We start from the raw sequence: 14,522 nt of genomic DNA, 5'->3' as shown, positions 1-14,522 counted from the left end.
GCGAGGTGCCGAGTGGTGGGGCATGTACGGGACAACCACATGGGTTACAAAAAAGTGCATTCACATAGGTGACACTTTGATTGAAACATAGCCGTTCTTTGCATCCCTAGCATTGACGTGACCTAGTATCACCGGACCGAAGATCACATTCCATACCCCGTCCTTGATCAGCTCCATTCCAATGTTCTGATGCCTGAGCAGGTTACCCACGTATATCCGCAGACCAGCTCGATTAATGATGCCGCTACCATCTGCCAGGTAACACTCAACATGGCTCGCATACACCATTTCCGGTAGCTTCTCCGGATAAGACCGAGTTGAGGGTGTGTAGCAGGAGGCCGGGGTTTTCTGACCGAGTGCCTCGTGTCCCCGCTCATAATTGTAGTGCTGCATAAATCGGTCAAAGTGTTTTTGCTGAGCCTCCCAAGCAATTGCCGGCGGTTGGGGAAAGGTGCTTTTCAGTGTCCGGTGCATGCGTTCATGACGCCCATTTTGGTCTGGCCGACCGGGCTCAATTCGCTCAGGGATAATCCCAAGGCGTAACCACCAGATTGACAATTGCGACAGCCCCGCACGCCCTGTACTCGCAAACGGCACGCCGTTATCGGTGCGGATGCGCTCAGGCATTCCATACTCACGAAAAACGCGCTCGAAGGTTTGCTGGGTCTCCTTGAGATTGGTATTGGCCATGCTCTCGCAGGCAAGCAGGAAGCGACTGGCATGATCCATGATCGTCAGCGGATAGCACCAAACGCCCGCTCCGGTAAGAAATTGGCCCTTGTAATCAGCGCTGAAGAGCTGATTAGGCGTTTCTGCCTTACGCAAAGGCTTGGGATAGACCGCGACACGCTGACGCGACGATCGAGGCGTGATCAAGTCCGCGGCCTTAAGGATGTTGTAAATCGTCGTTTTCGACGGTGGATCCTGCCCAGGAAAACGTTTCATCAGATCGTTCTGGATCTTTTTAGGACCTGGGATCGTTTCACCGGCCGAACGAAGCTCAATAATCGCCTGCCTCACAACCACCGGCACCACATAGGTTTGGTTGTGCCGGCGGCGACTACGTTCGTCGAGCCCACTGGGTCCCTCCAGTTGGTAGCGCTCGACCCATTTGTAACCAGTCTTGCGGCTGATCTGATAGTCCTGGCACAGCTGGCTAAAGCTGTGCTTTTCAGACAAATACTCGGCGATGAACATCACTTTGAGGTCCATAGGTTTCAGCTCTCTCCAGGGCATGGTCAGATCCTCGCGAAATCGACCCTGCCAGTTAAAAACTGTTACCTATGTGCGTGAACTGATTTGTAACCCATGTGGGTGAGTCATACCGGCAAGAGCGTTTTGCTTACTTTTGCGCTTTTCAAAAGTGAGCCGCCGTAAGGGCGGAACCCTAAGTGGCCGTTACCGCAGAAACAGATATGTACTCGGTCTAATCCAACATCCTGGTCGGCCCAGAGGCCGCCATCGGGGGCAAGCCCCCTCCCACATTTGGACCGGGATCGACACCAACATCCTGGTCGGTCCTGAGGCCGCCATCGGGGGCAAGCCCCCTCCCACATTTGGACCGGGATCGACACCAACATCCTGGTCGGCCCAGAGGCCGCTATCGGGGGCAAGCCCCCTCCCACATTGGACCGGGATCGACACCAACATCCTGGTCGGCCCAGAGGCCGCCATCGGGGGCAAGCTCCCTCGCCACATGTCGGTGTCATATCAAAGCTGTGTAGATACCTATGCCCCAATGGGGCCAGAAGCTTCACAGCAAATACCCAGGCGAAAAAAAGCCCCGCATTCAGCGAGGCTCTTTTCAACTCATCAGGCCAATCAGCTACCTTTGACAGCCTTACCGTCAACAGTGCCATCCTGCAGCATGATGTTGTATTCCTTGCCATCCGTTTCAACCTGACGCAAGGCAACCAGAATGCCGCCCTGGTCTTTGGCAAACCACATCTGCGTGATGCGCTTGCTCTGGGAAGGGTCACGCACGCGTTCAACCTTGATCGCGTCGATGGCGCCCACCTTGGTCTGGACCTTTTCCGGGCCAATGACGCGGAAATCGTAGGTATCGACGTCAGTGCCTTCGGCCACTCGGTAGCTCATGCTTTTCTTGCCGGCCGCCACATCGCGCTGAAGCGCGAGTTGATAGGTGGACTTGTCGAGCATGCCGCTTTCGAGGGTGACGTTAACCGGGTCCTTGTTTTCAAAGCCGGTGATTTTCTTGGTTGCCTGGTCGAAATCCAGGTTGATCTTCTTCGCTTTGCCCAGGCCGCCGCGCTCGAAGCTGTAGCTCTTGGGTTGCAGGGTGTCCTTGTCGAACACGATCACGCTGGTTTCGGTCAGGCTGGCAATCATCATCGAGGCCTTGAAGTTCAAGGTCCACGTGCCGTCACCGTTTTTGGTCAGGCTGCGTTCAGCCGAACCACTCATGGGCAGTTGCTTCCAGTCGGCGGTGTAGCTGACGGAGAAGGGGTGAAGGTCTGCCGCTTGCACGGCAGGCAGAGCGAACAGCGCAAAAGCGAAAAGCAGGGCGCGACGCATAAAATCTCCTAGGTTCGAATCAAGTGGCCGCTGGCCGCGAGTAACTGACCGTCCAATAATGCTCCCTGTTCACCAAGAATCAACCGACCCTCGACAAACCAGCGAACGGCCAGCGGGTAAATCCTGTGCTCCTGGGTGTGAACCCGTTGCGCAAGCGTCTGCGCCGAGTCGCCTGACTCTACCGGAACCACTGCCTGTACGACCAGAGGCCCGCCATCGAGTTCCTCGGTGACAAAGTGCACGGTGCATCCATGCTCGCTGTCACCGGCATCGAGGGCGCGCTGATGGGTGTGCATGCCTTTGTACTTGGGCAGCAGGGACGGGTGGATATTGAGCAGGCGCCCTTCGTAATGGCGCACGAAATCGGCGCTGAGAATGCGCATGAAGCCGGCGAGCACCACCAGCTTGGGCTCGAAGGCGTCGATCAGTTCGATCAAGGCCTGGTCGAAGGCCTCGCGACCTTCGAACGCCTTGTGATCCAGCGAGCGGGTCTGGATACCCGCGTCCCTGGCACGTTGCAGGCCATAGGCATCGCTGCGGTTGGAAATCACCGCAGCGATGCGCACCGGACTGTCGCCGGTCAGTGTGCTGTCGATCAGCGCCTGCAAGTTACTGCCGGTGCCGGAAAGCAGCACCACGACATCACCTGTCGCGGGCATCCGCGCTTGCATCAATGGGCCTTGAGGTTCTTCAGTTCAACCTGGGCTGCGCCTTCGGCAGCCGTGGCGATCTGGCCGATGACCCAAGGTTGTTCGCCGGCTTCACGCAATACGTTCAGCGCGGTTTCAACGTGTTCCTGGGCCACGCAGATGACCATGCCCACGCCGCAGTTGAGCACGCGGTGCATCTCGGTTTCGTTGACGTTGCCTTTCTCTTGCAGCCAGTCGAAGACTGCAGGGCGCTGCCAGCTGGCCACGTCGACAATCGCCTGGGCGCCTTTTGGCAGCACGCGTGGGATGTTGTCCAGCAAGCCGCCGCCGGTGATGTGGGCCATGGCCTTGACGGCGCCGGTGTCCTTGATCAGCTTGAGCAGTGGCTTGACGTAAATGCGCGTCGGGGCCATCAGCAGGTCGGTCAGTGGCTTGCCGTCGAGCTGGATGTTCTCGATGTCGGCGCCGGACACTTCGATGATCTTGCGGATCAGCGAGTAGCCGTTGGAGTGCGGGCCGGAGGATGGCAGGGCAAGCAACGCGTCGCCGGCAGCCACTTTGGAGCCGTCGATGATCTCGGCTTTTTCCACCACGCCGACGCAGAAGCCTGCCAGGTCGTAGTCTTCGCCTTCGTACATGCCTGGCATTTCAGCGGTTTCGCCGCCCACCAGGGAGCAACCCGACAGTTCGCAGCCGGCGCCGATGCCGGTGACCACCTGGGTCGCGGTCTCGACATTGAGCTTGCCGGTGGCGTAGTAGTCGAGGAAGAACAGCGGCTCGGCGCCGCATACCACCAAGTCGTTGACGCACATGGCAACCAGGTCGATGCCGATGCTGTCGTGCTTGTTCAGGTTCAGGGCAAGGCGCAGCTTGGTACCCACGCCGTCGGTGCCGGAGACCAGTACAGGCTGCTTGTAGCCGGCCGGGATTTCGCAGAGGGCGCCAAAACCGCCCAGGCCGCCCATGACTTCGGGGCGCGCAGTGCGCTTGGCGACGCTCTTGATGCGTTCGACCAATGCTTCACCGGCGTCGATGTCTACACCGGCGTCCTTGTAGCTCAGGGAGGGTTGCTTGCTCATGATCCAGGCCTTTAGGGGGGATTTCTGGGTAACGACCGAGCCGGCAGGCACTTTTGGTAAAAGGCCCAGCCGTTGACGGTCTGCGAAGGCGCGCGATTTTATCAGGCTTGAGGGGCAGCGGCCATCCTCGGGCCGACGGGCAGGGCATATGAGCTTAAAAAATCCGGAATCGGCGCGGTAATGCAGCGTATTAAGGTATAGCCTTTAACCCGCTATCGTTATGACAGTATGAAAACTTGCCGAGACCCGTGAATGTTTTACCGGTCGCTGTGTCACAGCTTTGCCAAACCGAGATCACGCGGTCTGTTCCAGCCGCTAAATTTGTCGTTCGGGAATCTTCCATGCGTCTGTGTAAATTCTTTTTTGTAGGCTGCTTGTCATTGGTCAGCCTGGCGAGTCATGCCGAAACCCTCAATGGCCTCTATCAAGTCCTCGAACCGGTCAGCAGCCAGTCGCCCCAAGAGCGCGACCAGGCCACCCAGCGCGCCGTGCAGACCCTGGTCATCCGCCTGACCGGCGATGCCAAGGCCGTCGAAGGCCCGGGCCTGGCGGCGATCCGCAAGGACCCGCAGCAAATCATCAGCCAATACGGCTACGACGCCGGCCCGCCGGAAAGCCTGCAAGTGGATTTCGACCCGGTCAGCACCGATCGCGCCTTGCGTGACGCCGGGTTGGCGATCTGGGGCAGCAATCGACCTTCGATCCTCGGTTGGTGGCTGAACGACTCGACTGACGGCAGCAGCCTGGTCGGCGACGGCCAGGCGGTGGCGCAGACGCTGCGCCGGGCGGCCCAGCACCGTGGCTTGCCGCTGCGCCTGCCGCTGGGTGACCTGGACGAACAGGTCGTCGCCACCGCGCCGAACTTGGAAAGCGCAGACGCCACGCCGCTGCGCGCCGCCTCCGAACGTTATGGCGCCGATGCGTTGCTGGCCGTGCATGCACGCCAGGAGGGCAGCCAGTGGCAGGCCAAATGGCGCCTGTGGCTGGGCGACAAGACCGAGCAGGGCAGCGTCCAGGGGGCTGACACCGCCGCCGTCGCCGACGCCGTATTGCTCGCCGTCAGCCAGACGCTGGCACCGCGCTTTGCCGTCAAGCCGGGGGTCAGCTCCGAGCAGTTGCTTGAGGTGCAAGGCATGAACCTGGAGCGCTATGCCGCGCTGGGTCGGTTGCTTGAGCCCTTTGGTGGTCAGCCGCAGCGGGTGGAGGGCGATCGTATTGTGTATCGCGTCAATGGCAGCGCCGACCAGTTGCGCACCCAGTTGAGCCTGGCCAAATTGCAGGAAGTGCCGGCCGGTGAAGCTCCGGTCCAGCAACCGCCGGTCGACGGCGCACAACCGGCCGCCGCGCCTGAGCCTCAGGCGCAGTTACGTTTTCATTGGTAAATGAATAAGTGGGTAAGCGGTCTTCCTTCTATATAGAAGAGGGAAGCCAATAACAGAGGAAGTGGTTTATGGCGGATACGCGTCGTTGGGTGTGGCTTGGCGGGATTGTCCTGCTGTGCGTTTTTGTGTTCTTGCTGCATTCGATCCTGACGCCATTTCTGGTGGCGTTGTTGCTCGCCTATCTGTTCGATCCGGTGGTGGATCGCCTGGAGAAAGCCGGCCTGTCGCGAACCTGGGGTGTGATCGCGGTGTTTGCCTTGTTTACCCTGATCATCACCGCGTTGGTACTGGTGCTGGTGCCGATGCTGGCCAAGCAGCTGTATCGACTTTATGAGCTGGCGCCGCAGATGCTCGACTGGTTGCAGCACACGGCCATGCCGTGGGCCCAGGCCAAGCTGGGGCTGTCGGACGGGTTCTGGAAGTTCGACAAGGTCAAGGCGGCAATCAGTGAGCACATGGACAAGACCACCGATATCGTCAGCATGGTGCTCAGTCAGGCAACCGCCTCCAGCCTGGCGCTGATCGGCTGGCTGACCAACCTGGTGCTGATCCCGGTGGTGGCGTTCTATCTGCTGCGTGACTGGGACATCATGATGGCCAAGATCCGCAGCCTGCTGCCGCGCGACCGCGAGGAACGTATCGTGTCCCTGGCCGGCGAGTGCCATGAAGTCCTGGGCGCGTTCGTGCGCGGGCAACTGCTGGTGATGCTGGCGCTGGGCATCATCTACGCCGCCGGCTTGATGGCGATCGGCCTTGAGCTGGGTCTGTTGATAGGCCTGATCGCCGGCCTGGCCGCGATCGTGCCGTACATGGGGTTCGTCATCGGTATCGGCGCGGCGCTGGTGGCGGGGCTGTTCCAGTTTGGCGGCGACCTGTACCCGATGCTCGGGATCGTCGCGGTATTCATGGTCGGTCAGGCGCTGGAAGGCATGGTATTGACGCCGCTGCTGGTAGGCGATCGCATCGGTCTGCATCCGGTGGCGGTGATCTTTGCGATCCTTGCGGGCGGTGAGCTGTTCGGCTTTACCGGCATCCTGCTGGCGCTGCCGGTGGCGGCGGTGATCATGGTGCTGGTGCGGCATGTTCACGACCTGTACAAGGATTCGGACGTGTACACAGGGGTTGAAGACCCCGATCTGTAATCGAGGTATCACAAACCCGGCGTATCGCCGGGTTTGTTGTTTATGGGGGCGGGGGCGTCAAACAATTCGCGTAAAACCAGCAGGTTAACGCAAACCTTTGATTTTGCTTATGGTCTGCTGCATTGTGCGCCCGGCGCCACGCGTATAAACTTTGCAAACTTTACACAGAGGCCACTCACGGTTCGATGGGAGCCGTTCAGTCAGCATGAAACCGATTCAGCTGCCCCTAGGTGTGCGTCTGCGTGACGACGCTACCTTTATCAATTACTACCCAGGCGCCAATGCCGCTGCACTCGGCTATGTCGAGCGCCTCTGCGAAGCCGACGCCGGGTGGACTGAAAGCCTGATCTATCTGTGGGGCAAGCATGGCGTAGGGCGTACCCACTTGCTGCAGGCCGCGTGCCTGCGTTTCGAGCAGATGGGCGAACCGGCGGTCTACCTGCCTTTGGCCGAGCTGATGGACCATGGTGTGGGGATCTTCGACAACCTCGAACAATATGAACTGGTGTGCCTGGACGACTTGCAGGCCATTGCCGGCAAGGCGGATTGGGAGGAAGCGCTGTTTCATCTGTTCAACCGCCTGCGCGACAGCGGCCGGCGCCTGTTGATTGCCGCGTCCACCTCGCCGCGTGAACTGCCGGTGAAGCTGGCCGACCTCAAGTCGCGCCTGACGCTGGCGTTGATCTTCCAGATGCGCCCCCTGTCCGATGAGGACAAATTGCGCGCCCTGCAACTGCGCGCTTCGCGTCGCGGCCTGCACCTGACCGACGAGGTCGGGCATTTTATCCTCACCCGTGGCACGCGCAGCATGAGCGCCTTGTTCGATTTGCTCGAACAGCTCGACCAGGCCTCGTTGCAGGCCCAGCGCAAGCTCACCATTCCGTTCCTCAAGGAAACCCTCGGCTGGTAGCCAGCCCTTGTGTTTACAGGCTTTCGGCAAATTCCAGGCGCCAGAAAACCTGCGTTTGAGCCTATTAGGCTACGCAAAGGTCAGGTGTCAGGGATCAAGGCTTAGATGGCGTGGTCTAAGCAAGAAGTCACAAAGAACTCGATTGAATTTGCAAATCGATGTGATAGTGGGCATAGTCTCGGCTTCTTTACACATCAGCCACGGTCGTGCCCATGCTAAATCGCTTCGCACCCCTCGTGCCTCTCGCACTCGTTACCCTGTTGTTTGGTTGCGCCTCCCACCCTCAGCAGGTGGTAGAACAGCAAAAACCACAGGTTCAAAATCAGGCTAAATTCGTTGTTGCACAGTCTGCTTCTGTTTATGAAGAAGAGCTGGCAACCGAAAAAGAACTTGTCGACTTCTCCGGCAGCAAGCCTTACCAGCTTCCCGTTCTGGCCGACAGCATTCTCGAACGCGGCATGTCCCTGATCGGTACCCGTTACCGTTTCGGCGGCACCTCCGAGGCCGGTTTCGACTGCAGCGGTTTTATCGGCTACCTGTTTCGTGAAGAAGCCGGCATGAATCTGCCGCGCTCCACCCGCGAAATGATCAACGTGAAAGCACCGTTGGTCGCGCGCAACAACCTCAAGCCCGGTGATCTGCTTTTCTTCAGTACAGCCGGTCGCGGTCGTGTCAGTCACGCCGGTATCTACCTGGGCGATAACCAGTTTATCCACTCCAGCAGCCGTCGTAGCGGTGGGGTGCGGGTCGATAGCCTGGGCGACAGCTACTGGAGCAAAACCTTCATCGAAGCCAAGCGCGCACTCGCCATGGCCCCGTCTACGGTGACCGCCAGTAAGTAAAGTTAAAGTGATACTTGAAGTTTGACACGTAAGCGCTAGAATCCCTGGACATTGTTGTAATCCGTTCGCGCGAGCCCTGCTTGCGCGTTCTGGTTTTCAACGTTCGGCAGCGAAAGCCGCATCCAGTCCAGGATTGTTCTGCACATGTCGACCTCGGCCCGCCTCATTCTGCTTGTTTGCGCCGCGCTCCTCAGCGCCTGCGCAAACCGTCCACCGCCGCCCGCGCCCGTCGCGGTCAAGCCCAAGCCGGTGTTCAACTATTCCACCCAGAATTTCTCGCCTGCCGCCGAAGACGTGCTTTTCCGCGCGCTGGGCCTGGTGGGCACACCCTATCGTTGGGGCGGCAATACGCCGGACTCGGGGTTTGATTGCAGCGGCCTGATTGGCTTCGTCTATCGCGATGCGGCCGGGATTTCCCTGCCGCGTACCACCCGCGAACTGATCGTGATGCGCGCCCAGGACGTCAGCGAGCAAAACCTGCAAACCGGTGACCTGTTGTTCTTTGCCACCGGTGGGGGTTCCAGGGTGAGCCACGCCGGGATCTACGTGGGCGAGGGCCGTTTTGTGCACGCTCCGCAGACTGGCGGTACGGTGAAGCTTGATACCTTGTCCAAGGCGTATTGGCAGAATGCATACTTGAGCGCGAAGCGAGTATTGCCGGCAAACCTGGCACGCAATCCCTGAGCCTGAGTTAGACATAGACCCGATTCAAATGTGGGAGGGGGCTTGCCCCCGATGAGGGAGGGTCAGTTGATAAATTTTCAGCTGACCCACCGCCATCGGGGGCAAGCCCCCTCCCACATTGGTTTTGTATCTGTCTCGGAAATATTTATTTGGCAGCAGACACCCGCCACACCTTGTTCCCCACATCATCCGCCACCAGCAAATCCCCTTGCTGGTCGATCACCACGCCCACCGGCCGACCCATGGCGTTCTCATCTTTATCAAGGAACCCGGTCAGCACATCCACCGGTTTGCCCTTAGGCTGCCCACCCTCGAACGGCACGAAGATCACCTTGTAGCCACTGTGCGGCTTGCGATTCCACGAGCCGTGCTGGCCGATGAATGCACCGTTGCTGAACTGCGCAGGAAGTTTGTTGCCGGTGGCGAAGGTCAGTCCCAGCGACGCGGTATGCGGGCCGACCGCATAGTCCGGCGCAATGGCTTTGGCCACCAGTTGCGGGTTCTGCGGGGTGACGCGCGCATCCACATGTTGGCCGTAATAGCTGAAAGGCCAGCCGTAGAAGGCGCCGTCCTTGACCGAGGTGATGTAGTCCGGCACCAGGTCACTGCCGATCTCATCGCGTTCGTTCACCGCCGTCCACAGCTTGCCGCTCTGGGGTTCCCAGGCCATGCCGTTGGGGTTGCGCAGGCCGGAGGCGAAAATACGATGCTGGCCCGTGGCGCGGTCCACTTCCCAGATCGCCGCCCGGCCTTCTTCGGCTTCCAGGCCGTTCTCGCCGACGTTGCTGTTGGAGCCGACGCTCACATACAGCTTGCTGCCATCCTGGCTGGCCACCACGTTTTTGGTCCAGTGATGGTTGAGGCTGCCACCCGGCAAGTCGACGACCTTGGTGCCGGCCGCCTTGATCGCGGTTTCGCCAGGCTGATAGGGGAAGCGCAGCAACTTGTCCGAGTCGGCCACGTACAGGTCGTTGCCGACCAGGGCCATGCCGAACGGCGAGTTGAGGTTTTCCAGGAACACCGTGCGCGTTTCGGCGACGCCGTCGTGGTCGGCGTCGCGCAGCAGGGTGATGCGGTTCGGGCTCGGCACGCCTGCGCCGGCGCGGCCCATGACTTTTTCCATGACCCAGCCGCGCACCCCTTTGCTGTCATCCGGCTTGGGCGGTGCGTTGGTCTCGGCCACCAGTATGTCGCCGTTGGGCAACACATAGAGCCAGCGCGGATGCTCCAGGCCCTCGGCGAATGCAGTCACCTGCGTGCCGGCAGCGGCGGTGGGCCTGGCGCCGTCGGGCCAGCCGACAGCCGGCGCGATGTTCACGGTGGGGATCAGCGTCTTGTTCGGTTCCGGCAGCTTGGGCGAGGGCCCGGTGCCATCGGTCACCTGCAGCGTAGAGCTTTCTCCGCAGGCGGCGAGGGTGCCGGCCAGCATGATCAGTAAGGCGAGTCTGGTTTTATGCATGGTGTTCTCCTGAATACCTGTAAGGGTAGAGAAGCACATCACCTTGATGGTTCAAGTACAGGACCAGCTTTAATTGACGCTCCACCCCCAACCCACTAACCTTCGCGGCTTGTTCCAGGTGCTCTGTGGCGTGCGCGTCGACGGAGTGAAACAGGGAAGCCGGTGAGTGAGCGCACTTGTACACAGTGCTGCCGCAATTCCGGCGCTGCCCCCGCAACGGTAAATGAGTCAAGACGGCGCTGTTGGCCACTGTATCGCAGGCGATATGGGAAGGCGCGCCGTCGGCCTGCACGGTCTTTTTACACAGACTGAGCGCCACTCATGAGCCCGGAGACCGGCCTGAAGCATCCAACAGCATCACGGTGGGCGATGCTTGGCTGTCTGTTTTCTTTTTTCCTGCCCGCCGTTTTTGTCCAGCCCCAACGGAGAGCTGCCATGACCGATACCCCCGACCGCGACGAACGCCACCTGGCGCGCATGCTGCGTAAAAAAGCCGTGATCGATGAACGCATCGCCAATTCGCCCAATGAGTGCGGGTTGCTGCTGGTGCTGACCGGCAACGGCAAGGGCAAGAGCAGCTCGGCCTTCGGCATGCTGGCCCGGGCCATGGGCCATGGCATGCAGTGCGGCGTGGTGCAGTTCATCAAGGGCCGCAACAGTACCGGCGAGGAGATGTTCTTCCGCCGTTTCCCCGAGCAAGTGCGCTTCCATGTGATGGGCGAAGGTTTTACCTGGGAAACCCAGGATCGCCAGCGCGATATCGCCGCCGCCGAAGCGGCCTGGGCGGTGTCCAGGGCGATGCTGACTGACCCCTCCATCGGCCTGGTGGTGCTGGACGAGTTGAACATCGCCCTCAAGCACGGCTACCTCGACCTGGACCAGGTACTCGGCGACCTGCAAGCCCGTCCGCCGATGCAGCACGTGGTGGTGACCGGCCGGGGCGCCAAGCCTGAACTGATCGAAATGGCTGATACCGTCACCGACATGGGCATGCTCAAGCACGCGTTCCAGGCCGGTATCAAGGCCCAGAAAGGCGTCGAACTTTGAATCAGCCCCGTCATTGCCCGGCCGTATTGATTGCCGCACCGGCTTCCGGCCAGGGCAAAACCACCGTCACCGCCGCGTTGGCGCGTCTGCACCGCAACCTGGGGCGCAAGGTGCGCGTATTCAAATGCGGGCCGGACTTCCTTGACCCGATGATTCACGAACGCGCCAGCGGCGCGCCGGTCTATCAATTGGACATGTGGATGGTCGGCGAGCAGGAAAGTCGTCGCTTGTTGTGGGAAGCGGCGGGGGAGGCCGACCTGATCCTGATCGAGGGCGTGATGGGCCTGTTCGACGGCACCCCTTCCAGCGCCGACCTGGCGCGGCATTTCGGCGTGCCGGTGCTGGGGGTGATCGACGGCACCGCCATGGCGCAGACCTTCGGCGCGCTCGCCCTGGGCCTGGCCCGCTACCAGCCGGACCTGCCCTTCGCCGGGGTGCTCGCCAACCGCGTCGGCACGCTGCGCCATGCGCAGTTGCTGGAGGGCAGCCTGACCGAGGGGTTGCGCTGGTACGGCGCGCTTTCGCGCGAAACCGGCATAGAGCTGCCCAGCCGGCACCTGGGCCTGGTGCAAGCCAGCGAACTGAATGACCTCGACGCGCGCCTGGACGCCGCCGCCCAAGCGCTGGGCAGCAGTTGCGAAGTGGCCGTGCCGCCGCCGGTAACGTTTGCCGCGCCCGCCGTCATCGCGGCCGAGCCGCTGCTCGCTGGGGTGCGCATTGCGGTAGCCCGTGACGAAGCCTTCGCCTTTACCTACGGGGCAAGCCTCGACCTGCTGCGGGCAATGGGCGCGCAGCTCACGTTCTTCTCGCCCCTTCATGATCATGGGTTGCCTGACGCCGACAGCCTGTACCTGCCGGGGGGCTACCCGGAATTGCATCACCTGGCGCTGGCGCAAAATACCGCGATGCTTGAGGCAATCCGCGCCCATCACGCCGCCGGCAAGCCATTGCTCGCCGAGTGTGGCGGCATGCTGTACCTGCTCGACTCGCTTACCGATGTCGACGGCAATCGTGCCGAGCTGCTCGGCCTGCTGCAGGGCGATGCCGTGATGCAAAAGAAATTGGCGGCCCTGGCGCTGCAAAGCGTGGAACTGCCCGAAGGCACGTTGCGCGGGCATACCTATCACCACTCCCTGACCAGCACTGAGTGTGAGCCGATCGCCCGCGGGCTCAGCCCCAATGGCGGGCGCGGGGCGGAGGCGGTGTATCGGCAGGGGCGGATGACGGCCTCCTATGTGCACTTTTACTTTCCGTCGAACCCGGCGGCGGTGGCCGCATTGTTTGCGCCAGGTCCCGACACCGCTATCGGGGGCAAGTCGAATCGTCGCACCGCCCCTCCCACAATTGACCGAGTTGAAACCCCATCCAATGTGGGAGGGGGCTTGCCCCCGATGAGGCCATGACTGACCACGCCTTCCCCGAGGCCGACCGCCAAGCCGTCTACCGCGCCATCGCCGAACGTCGCGACATGCGCCATTTCAGCGGTGGCAGCGTCGCGCCTGAATTACTGCAGCGTCTGCTCCGGGCCGCCCACCAGGCGCCGAGCGTCGGCCTGATGCAGCCGTGGCGGTTTATCCGCATCAGCGACCGTCAATTGCGGGGCCGGATTCAGCAACTGGTGGAAGAAGAACGCATCCGCACCGCCGAGGCCCTGGGCGAGCGTTCCGACGACTTCATGAAGCTCAAGGTCGAAGGCATCCACGACTGCGCCGAAGTGCTGGTGGCAGCACTGATGGACGATCGCGAGCGGCACATCTTTGGCCGGCGCACCTTGCCGGAAATGGACATGGCGTCCTTGTCCTGCGCGATCCAGAACCTGTGGCTGGCCGCCCGCGTCGAGGGCTTGGGCATGGGCTGGGTCTCGTTGTTCGAACCCCAGGCCCTGGCCGACCTGCTGGGGTTGCCGGCGGGCGCAAAACCCCTGGCGGTGCTGTGCCTGGGGCCGGTCGCCGCGTTCTATCCGGCACCGATGTTGCAACTCGAAGGCTGGACCGAACCTCGGCCATTGAGTGACATGCTGTATGAAAACCAGTGGGGAGTGAGTCAATGAGTGTGGCCTTGCTGTGTGTCGCCGCCGTGGCGCTGGATGCGCTGCTGGGCGAGCCCAGGCGCTGGCATCCGCTGGTGGCGTTCGGCAATTTTGCCGGGCGTATCGAGCAGCGTTTCAACACGGAGGGCCGTGGCTGGCGCAGCCATGGCGTGACCGCGTGGTTTATCGCGGTAGTGCCGCTGACCCTGCTCGCCACCGCATTATCCTGGGCGCCTTATATCGGTTGGGTGCTGGAAATCCTGGCGCTGTATTGCGCCCTGGGCATGCGCAGCCTGGGGGAGCATGTGATCCCGGTTGCCCAGGCCTTGCGCAGCGATGACCTGGAAGAGGCGCGCAAACGCGTGAGCTATCTGGTCAGCCGCCAGACCAGCGAGTTGGATCACACCGAGGTTGCCCGCGCCGCCACCGAGTCGGTGCTCGAAAACGGCAGCGACGCGGTGTTCGCCGCACTGTTCTGGTTTGTGGTCGCCGGCGTGCCGGGCGTGGTGCTCTATCGCCTGAGCAACACCCTCGACGCCATGTGGGGCTATCGCAACGAACGCTTTGAGCGCTTTGGCTGGGCGGCGGCGAAGATCGACGATGGGCTCAACTATATTCCTGCACGTCTGGTGGCATTAACCTACGCGCTGCTGGGCAAGACGCGGCTGGCGCTCAGATGCTGGCGCACCCAGGGCCCGACCTGGGACAGCCCCAACGCCGGCCCGGTGATGGCCGCTGGCGCCGGCGCGCTGGGCGTTGAACT

14 protein-coding genes and 1 riboswitch are annotated in these 14,522 nt (G+C 61.3%); of the genes, 9 read left to right on the top strand and 5 right to left on the bottom strand.

Features of this window, described 5'->3' with window-relative positions:
• Positions 1 to 60 precede the first annotated feature (60 nt).
• The 4 genes from BFP93_RS07270 to purM form a co-directional block, all read right to left on the bottom strand.
• A complete protein-coding gene (locus tag BFP93_RS07270; protein ID WP_065891770.1) occupies positions 61 to 1,236 on the bottom strand; it encodes an integrase core domain-containing protein in 1,176 nt (391 codons plus the stop codon).
• A 585-nt stretch (positions 1,237 to 1,821) separates the two neighbouring features.
• The gene (locus BFP93_RS07265) at positions 1,822 to 2,535 is read right to left on the bottom strand and encodes a DUF3108 domain-containing protein (RefSeq protein WP_065884494.1); all 714 of its coding nucleotides are present in this window, start codon (positions 2,533 to 2,535) and stop codon (positions 1,822 to 1,824) included.
• An 8-nt stretch (positions 2,536 to 2,543) separates the two neighbouring features.
• On the bottom strand, positions 2,544 to 3,194 hold the full coding sequence (gene purN, locus BFP93_RS07260) for a phosphoribosylglycinamide formyltransferase (RefSeq protein WP_065892599.1): 651 nt from the start codon (positions 3,192 to 3,194) through the stop codon (positions 2,544 to 2,546).
• An 11-nt stretch (positions 3,195 to 3,205) separates the two neighbouring features.
• Positions 3,206 to 4,264, bottom strand: a complete 1,059-nt coding sequence (gene purM, locus BFP93_RS07255; protein ID WP_014719398.1) for a phosphoribosylformylglycinamidine cyclo-ligase — start codon at positions 4,262 to 4,264, stop codon at positions 3,206 to 3,208.
• Positions 4,265 to 4,605: 341 nt separating this feature from the next.
• Between purM and BFP93_RS07250 the strand changes: the two genes are divergently transcribed.
• The 5 genes from BFP93_RS07250 to BFP93_RS07230 all read left to right on the top strand — a co-directional run bounded on the left by BFP93_RS07250 (position 4,606) and on the right by BFP93_RS07230 (position 9,224).
• On the top strand, positions 4,606 to 5,646 hold the full coding sequence (locus tag BFP93_RS07250; protein ID WP_065892598.1) for a DUF2066 domain-containing protein: 1,041 nt from the start codon (positions 4,606 to 4,608) through the stop codon (positions 5,644 to 5,646).
• 68 nt (positions 5,647 to 5,714) lie between these two features.
• A complete protein-coding gene (locus tag BFP93_RS07245) occupies positions 5,715 to 6,788 on the top strand; it encodes an AI-2E family transporter (protein ID WP_065884497.1) in 1,074 nt (357 codons plus the stop codon).
• Between the two features lie 205 nt (positions 6,789 to 6,993).
• Positions 6,994 to 7,698, top strand: coding sequence for a DnaA regulatory inactivator Hda (hda, locus tag BFP93_RS07240; protein ID WP_065884498.1), 705 nt, complete (start codon positions 6,994 to 6,996; stop codon positions 7,696 to 7,698).
• Positions 7,699 to 7,910: 212 nt separating this feature from the next.
• The gene (locus BFP93_RS07235) at positions 7,911 to 8,540 is read left to right on the top strand and encodes a C40 family peptidase (protein ID WP_065892597.1); all 630 of its coding nucleotides are present in this window, start codon (positions 7,911 to 7,913) and stop codon (positions 8,538 to 8,540) included.
• A gap of 144 nt (positions 8,541 to 8,684) precedes the next feature.
• Positions 8,685 to 9,224 (top strand): C40 family peptidase, encoded by a 540-nt coding sequence (locus tag BFP93_RS07230; protein WP_065892596.1) that lies wholly within the window; start codon positions 8,685 to 8,687, stop codon positions 9,222 to 9,224.
• A gap of 145 nt (positions 9,225 to 9,369) precedes the next feature.
• On the opposite strand, the gene BFP93_RS07225 is transcribed toward BFP93_RS07230, so the two are convergent.
• Complete coding sequence (locus tag BFP93_RS07225) at positions 9,370 to 10,683, bottom strand: PQQ-dependent sugar dehydrogenase (RefSeq protein WP_065892595.1); 1,314 nt, start codon at positions 10,681 to 10,683, stop codon at positions 9,370 to 9,372.
• 99 nt (positions 10,684 to 10,782) lie between these two features.
• Positions 10,783 to 11,041, top strand: a riboswitch (cobalamin riboswitch).
• 77 nt (positions 11,042 to 11,118) lie between these two features.
• Here BFP93_RS07225 and cobO point away from each other — a divergent pair.
• The 4 genes from cobO to cbiB form a co-directional block, all read left to right on the top strand.
• The gene (gene cobO / locus BFP93_RS07220; RefSeq protein ID WP_065884502.1) at positions 11,119 to 11,730 is read left to right on the top strand and encodes a cob(I)yrinic acid a,c-diamide adenosyltransferase; all 612 of its coding nucleotides are present in this window, start codon (positions 11,119 to 11,121) and stop codon (positions 11,728 to 11,730) included.
• Positions 11,727 to 13,133 (top strand): cobyrinate a,c-diamide synthase, encoded by a 1,407-nt coding sequence (locus BFP93_RS07215; RefSeq protein ID WP_065892594.1) that lies wholly within the window; start codon positions 11,727 to 11,729, stop codon positions 13,131 to 13,133. The genes cobO and BFP93_RS07215 overlap by 4 nt, the downstream gene beginning before the upstream one ends.
• The gene (gene bluB, locus BFP93_RS07210; RefSeq protein ID WP_065892593.1) at positions 13,130 to 13,780 is read left to right on the top strand and encodes a 5,6-dimethylbenzimidazole synthase; all 651 of its coding nucleotides are present in this window, start codon (positions 13,130 to 13,132) and stop codon (positions 13,778 to 13,780) included. The genes BFP93_RS07215 and bluB overlap by 4 nt, the downstream gene beginning before the upstream one ends.
• On the top strand, positions 13,777 to 14,522 hold a 746-nt coding region (cbiB, locus tag BFP93_RS07205; RefSeq protein WP_065892592.1), incomplete at its 3' end, for an adenosylcobinamide-phosphate synthase CbiB. The genes bluB and cbiB, both read left to right, overlap by 4 nt.

The organism is Pseudomonas sp. 44 R 15, from assembly GCF_900004965.1.
GTDB lineage: Bacteria > Pseudomonadota > Gammaproteobacteria > Pseudomonadales > Pseudomonadaceae > Aquipseudomonas > Aquipseudomonas orientalis_A.
This window is presented reverse-complemented; position numbering and strand designations above follow the sequence as displayed.

Excerpts from the sequence above, each read along its gene's own strand:
- bluB (WP_065892593.1), top strand. The coding sequence starts at position 13,130 with ATGACTGACCACGCCTTCCCCGAGGCCGACCGCCAAGCCGTCTACCGC.
- hda (WP_065884498.1), top strand. The coding sequence starts at position 6,994 with ATGAAACCGATTCAGCTGCCCCTAGGTGTGCGTCTGCGTGACGACGCT.
- BFP93_RS07245 (WP_065884497.1), top strand. The coding sequence starts at position 5,715 with ATGGCGGATACGCGTCGTTGGGTGTGGCTTGGCGGGATTGTCCTGCTG.
- BFP93_RS07250 (WP_065892598.1), top strand. The coding sequence starts at position 4,606 with ATGCGTCTGTGTAAATTCTTTTTTGTAGGCTGCTTGTCATTGGTCAGC.
- BFP93_RS07270 (WP_065891770.1), bottom strand. The coding sequence starts at position 1,236 with ATGCCCTGGAGAGAGCTGAAACCTATGGACCTCAAAGTGATGTTCATC.
- purM (WP_014719398.1), bottom strand. The coding sequence starts at position 4,264 with ATGAGCAAGCAACCCTCCCTGAGCTACAAGGACGCCGGTGTAGACATC.
- cobO (WP_065884502.1), top strand. The coding sequence starts at position 11,119 with ATGACCGATACCCCCGACCGCGACGAACGCCACCTGGCGCGCATGCTG.
- BFP93_RS07225 (WP_065892595.1), bottom strand. The coding sequence starts at position 10,683 with ATGCATAAAACCAGACTCGCCTTACTGATCATGCTGGCCGGCACCCTC.
- BFP93_RS07265 (WP_065884494.1), bottom strand. The coding sequence starts at position 2,535 with ATGCGTCGCGCCCTGCTTTTCGCTTTTGCGCTGTTCGCTCTGCCTGCC.
- BFP93_RS07230 (WP_065892596.1), top strand. The coding sequence starts at position 8,685 with ATGTCGACCTCGGCCCGCCTCATTCTGCTTGTTTGCGCCGCGCTCCTC.
- BFP93_RS07235 (WP_065892597.1), top strand. The coding sequence starts at position 7,911 with ATGCTAAATCGCTTCGCACCCCTCGTGCCTCTCGCACTCGTTACCCTG.
- purN (WP_065892599.1), bottom strand. The coding sequence starts at position 3,194 with ATGCCCGCGACAGGTGATGTCGTGGTGCTGCTTTCCGGCACCGGCAGT.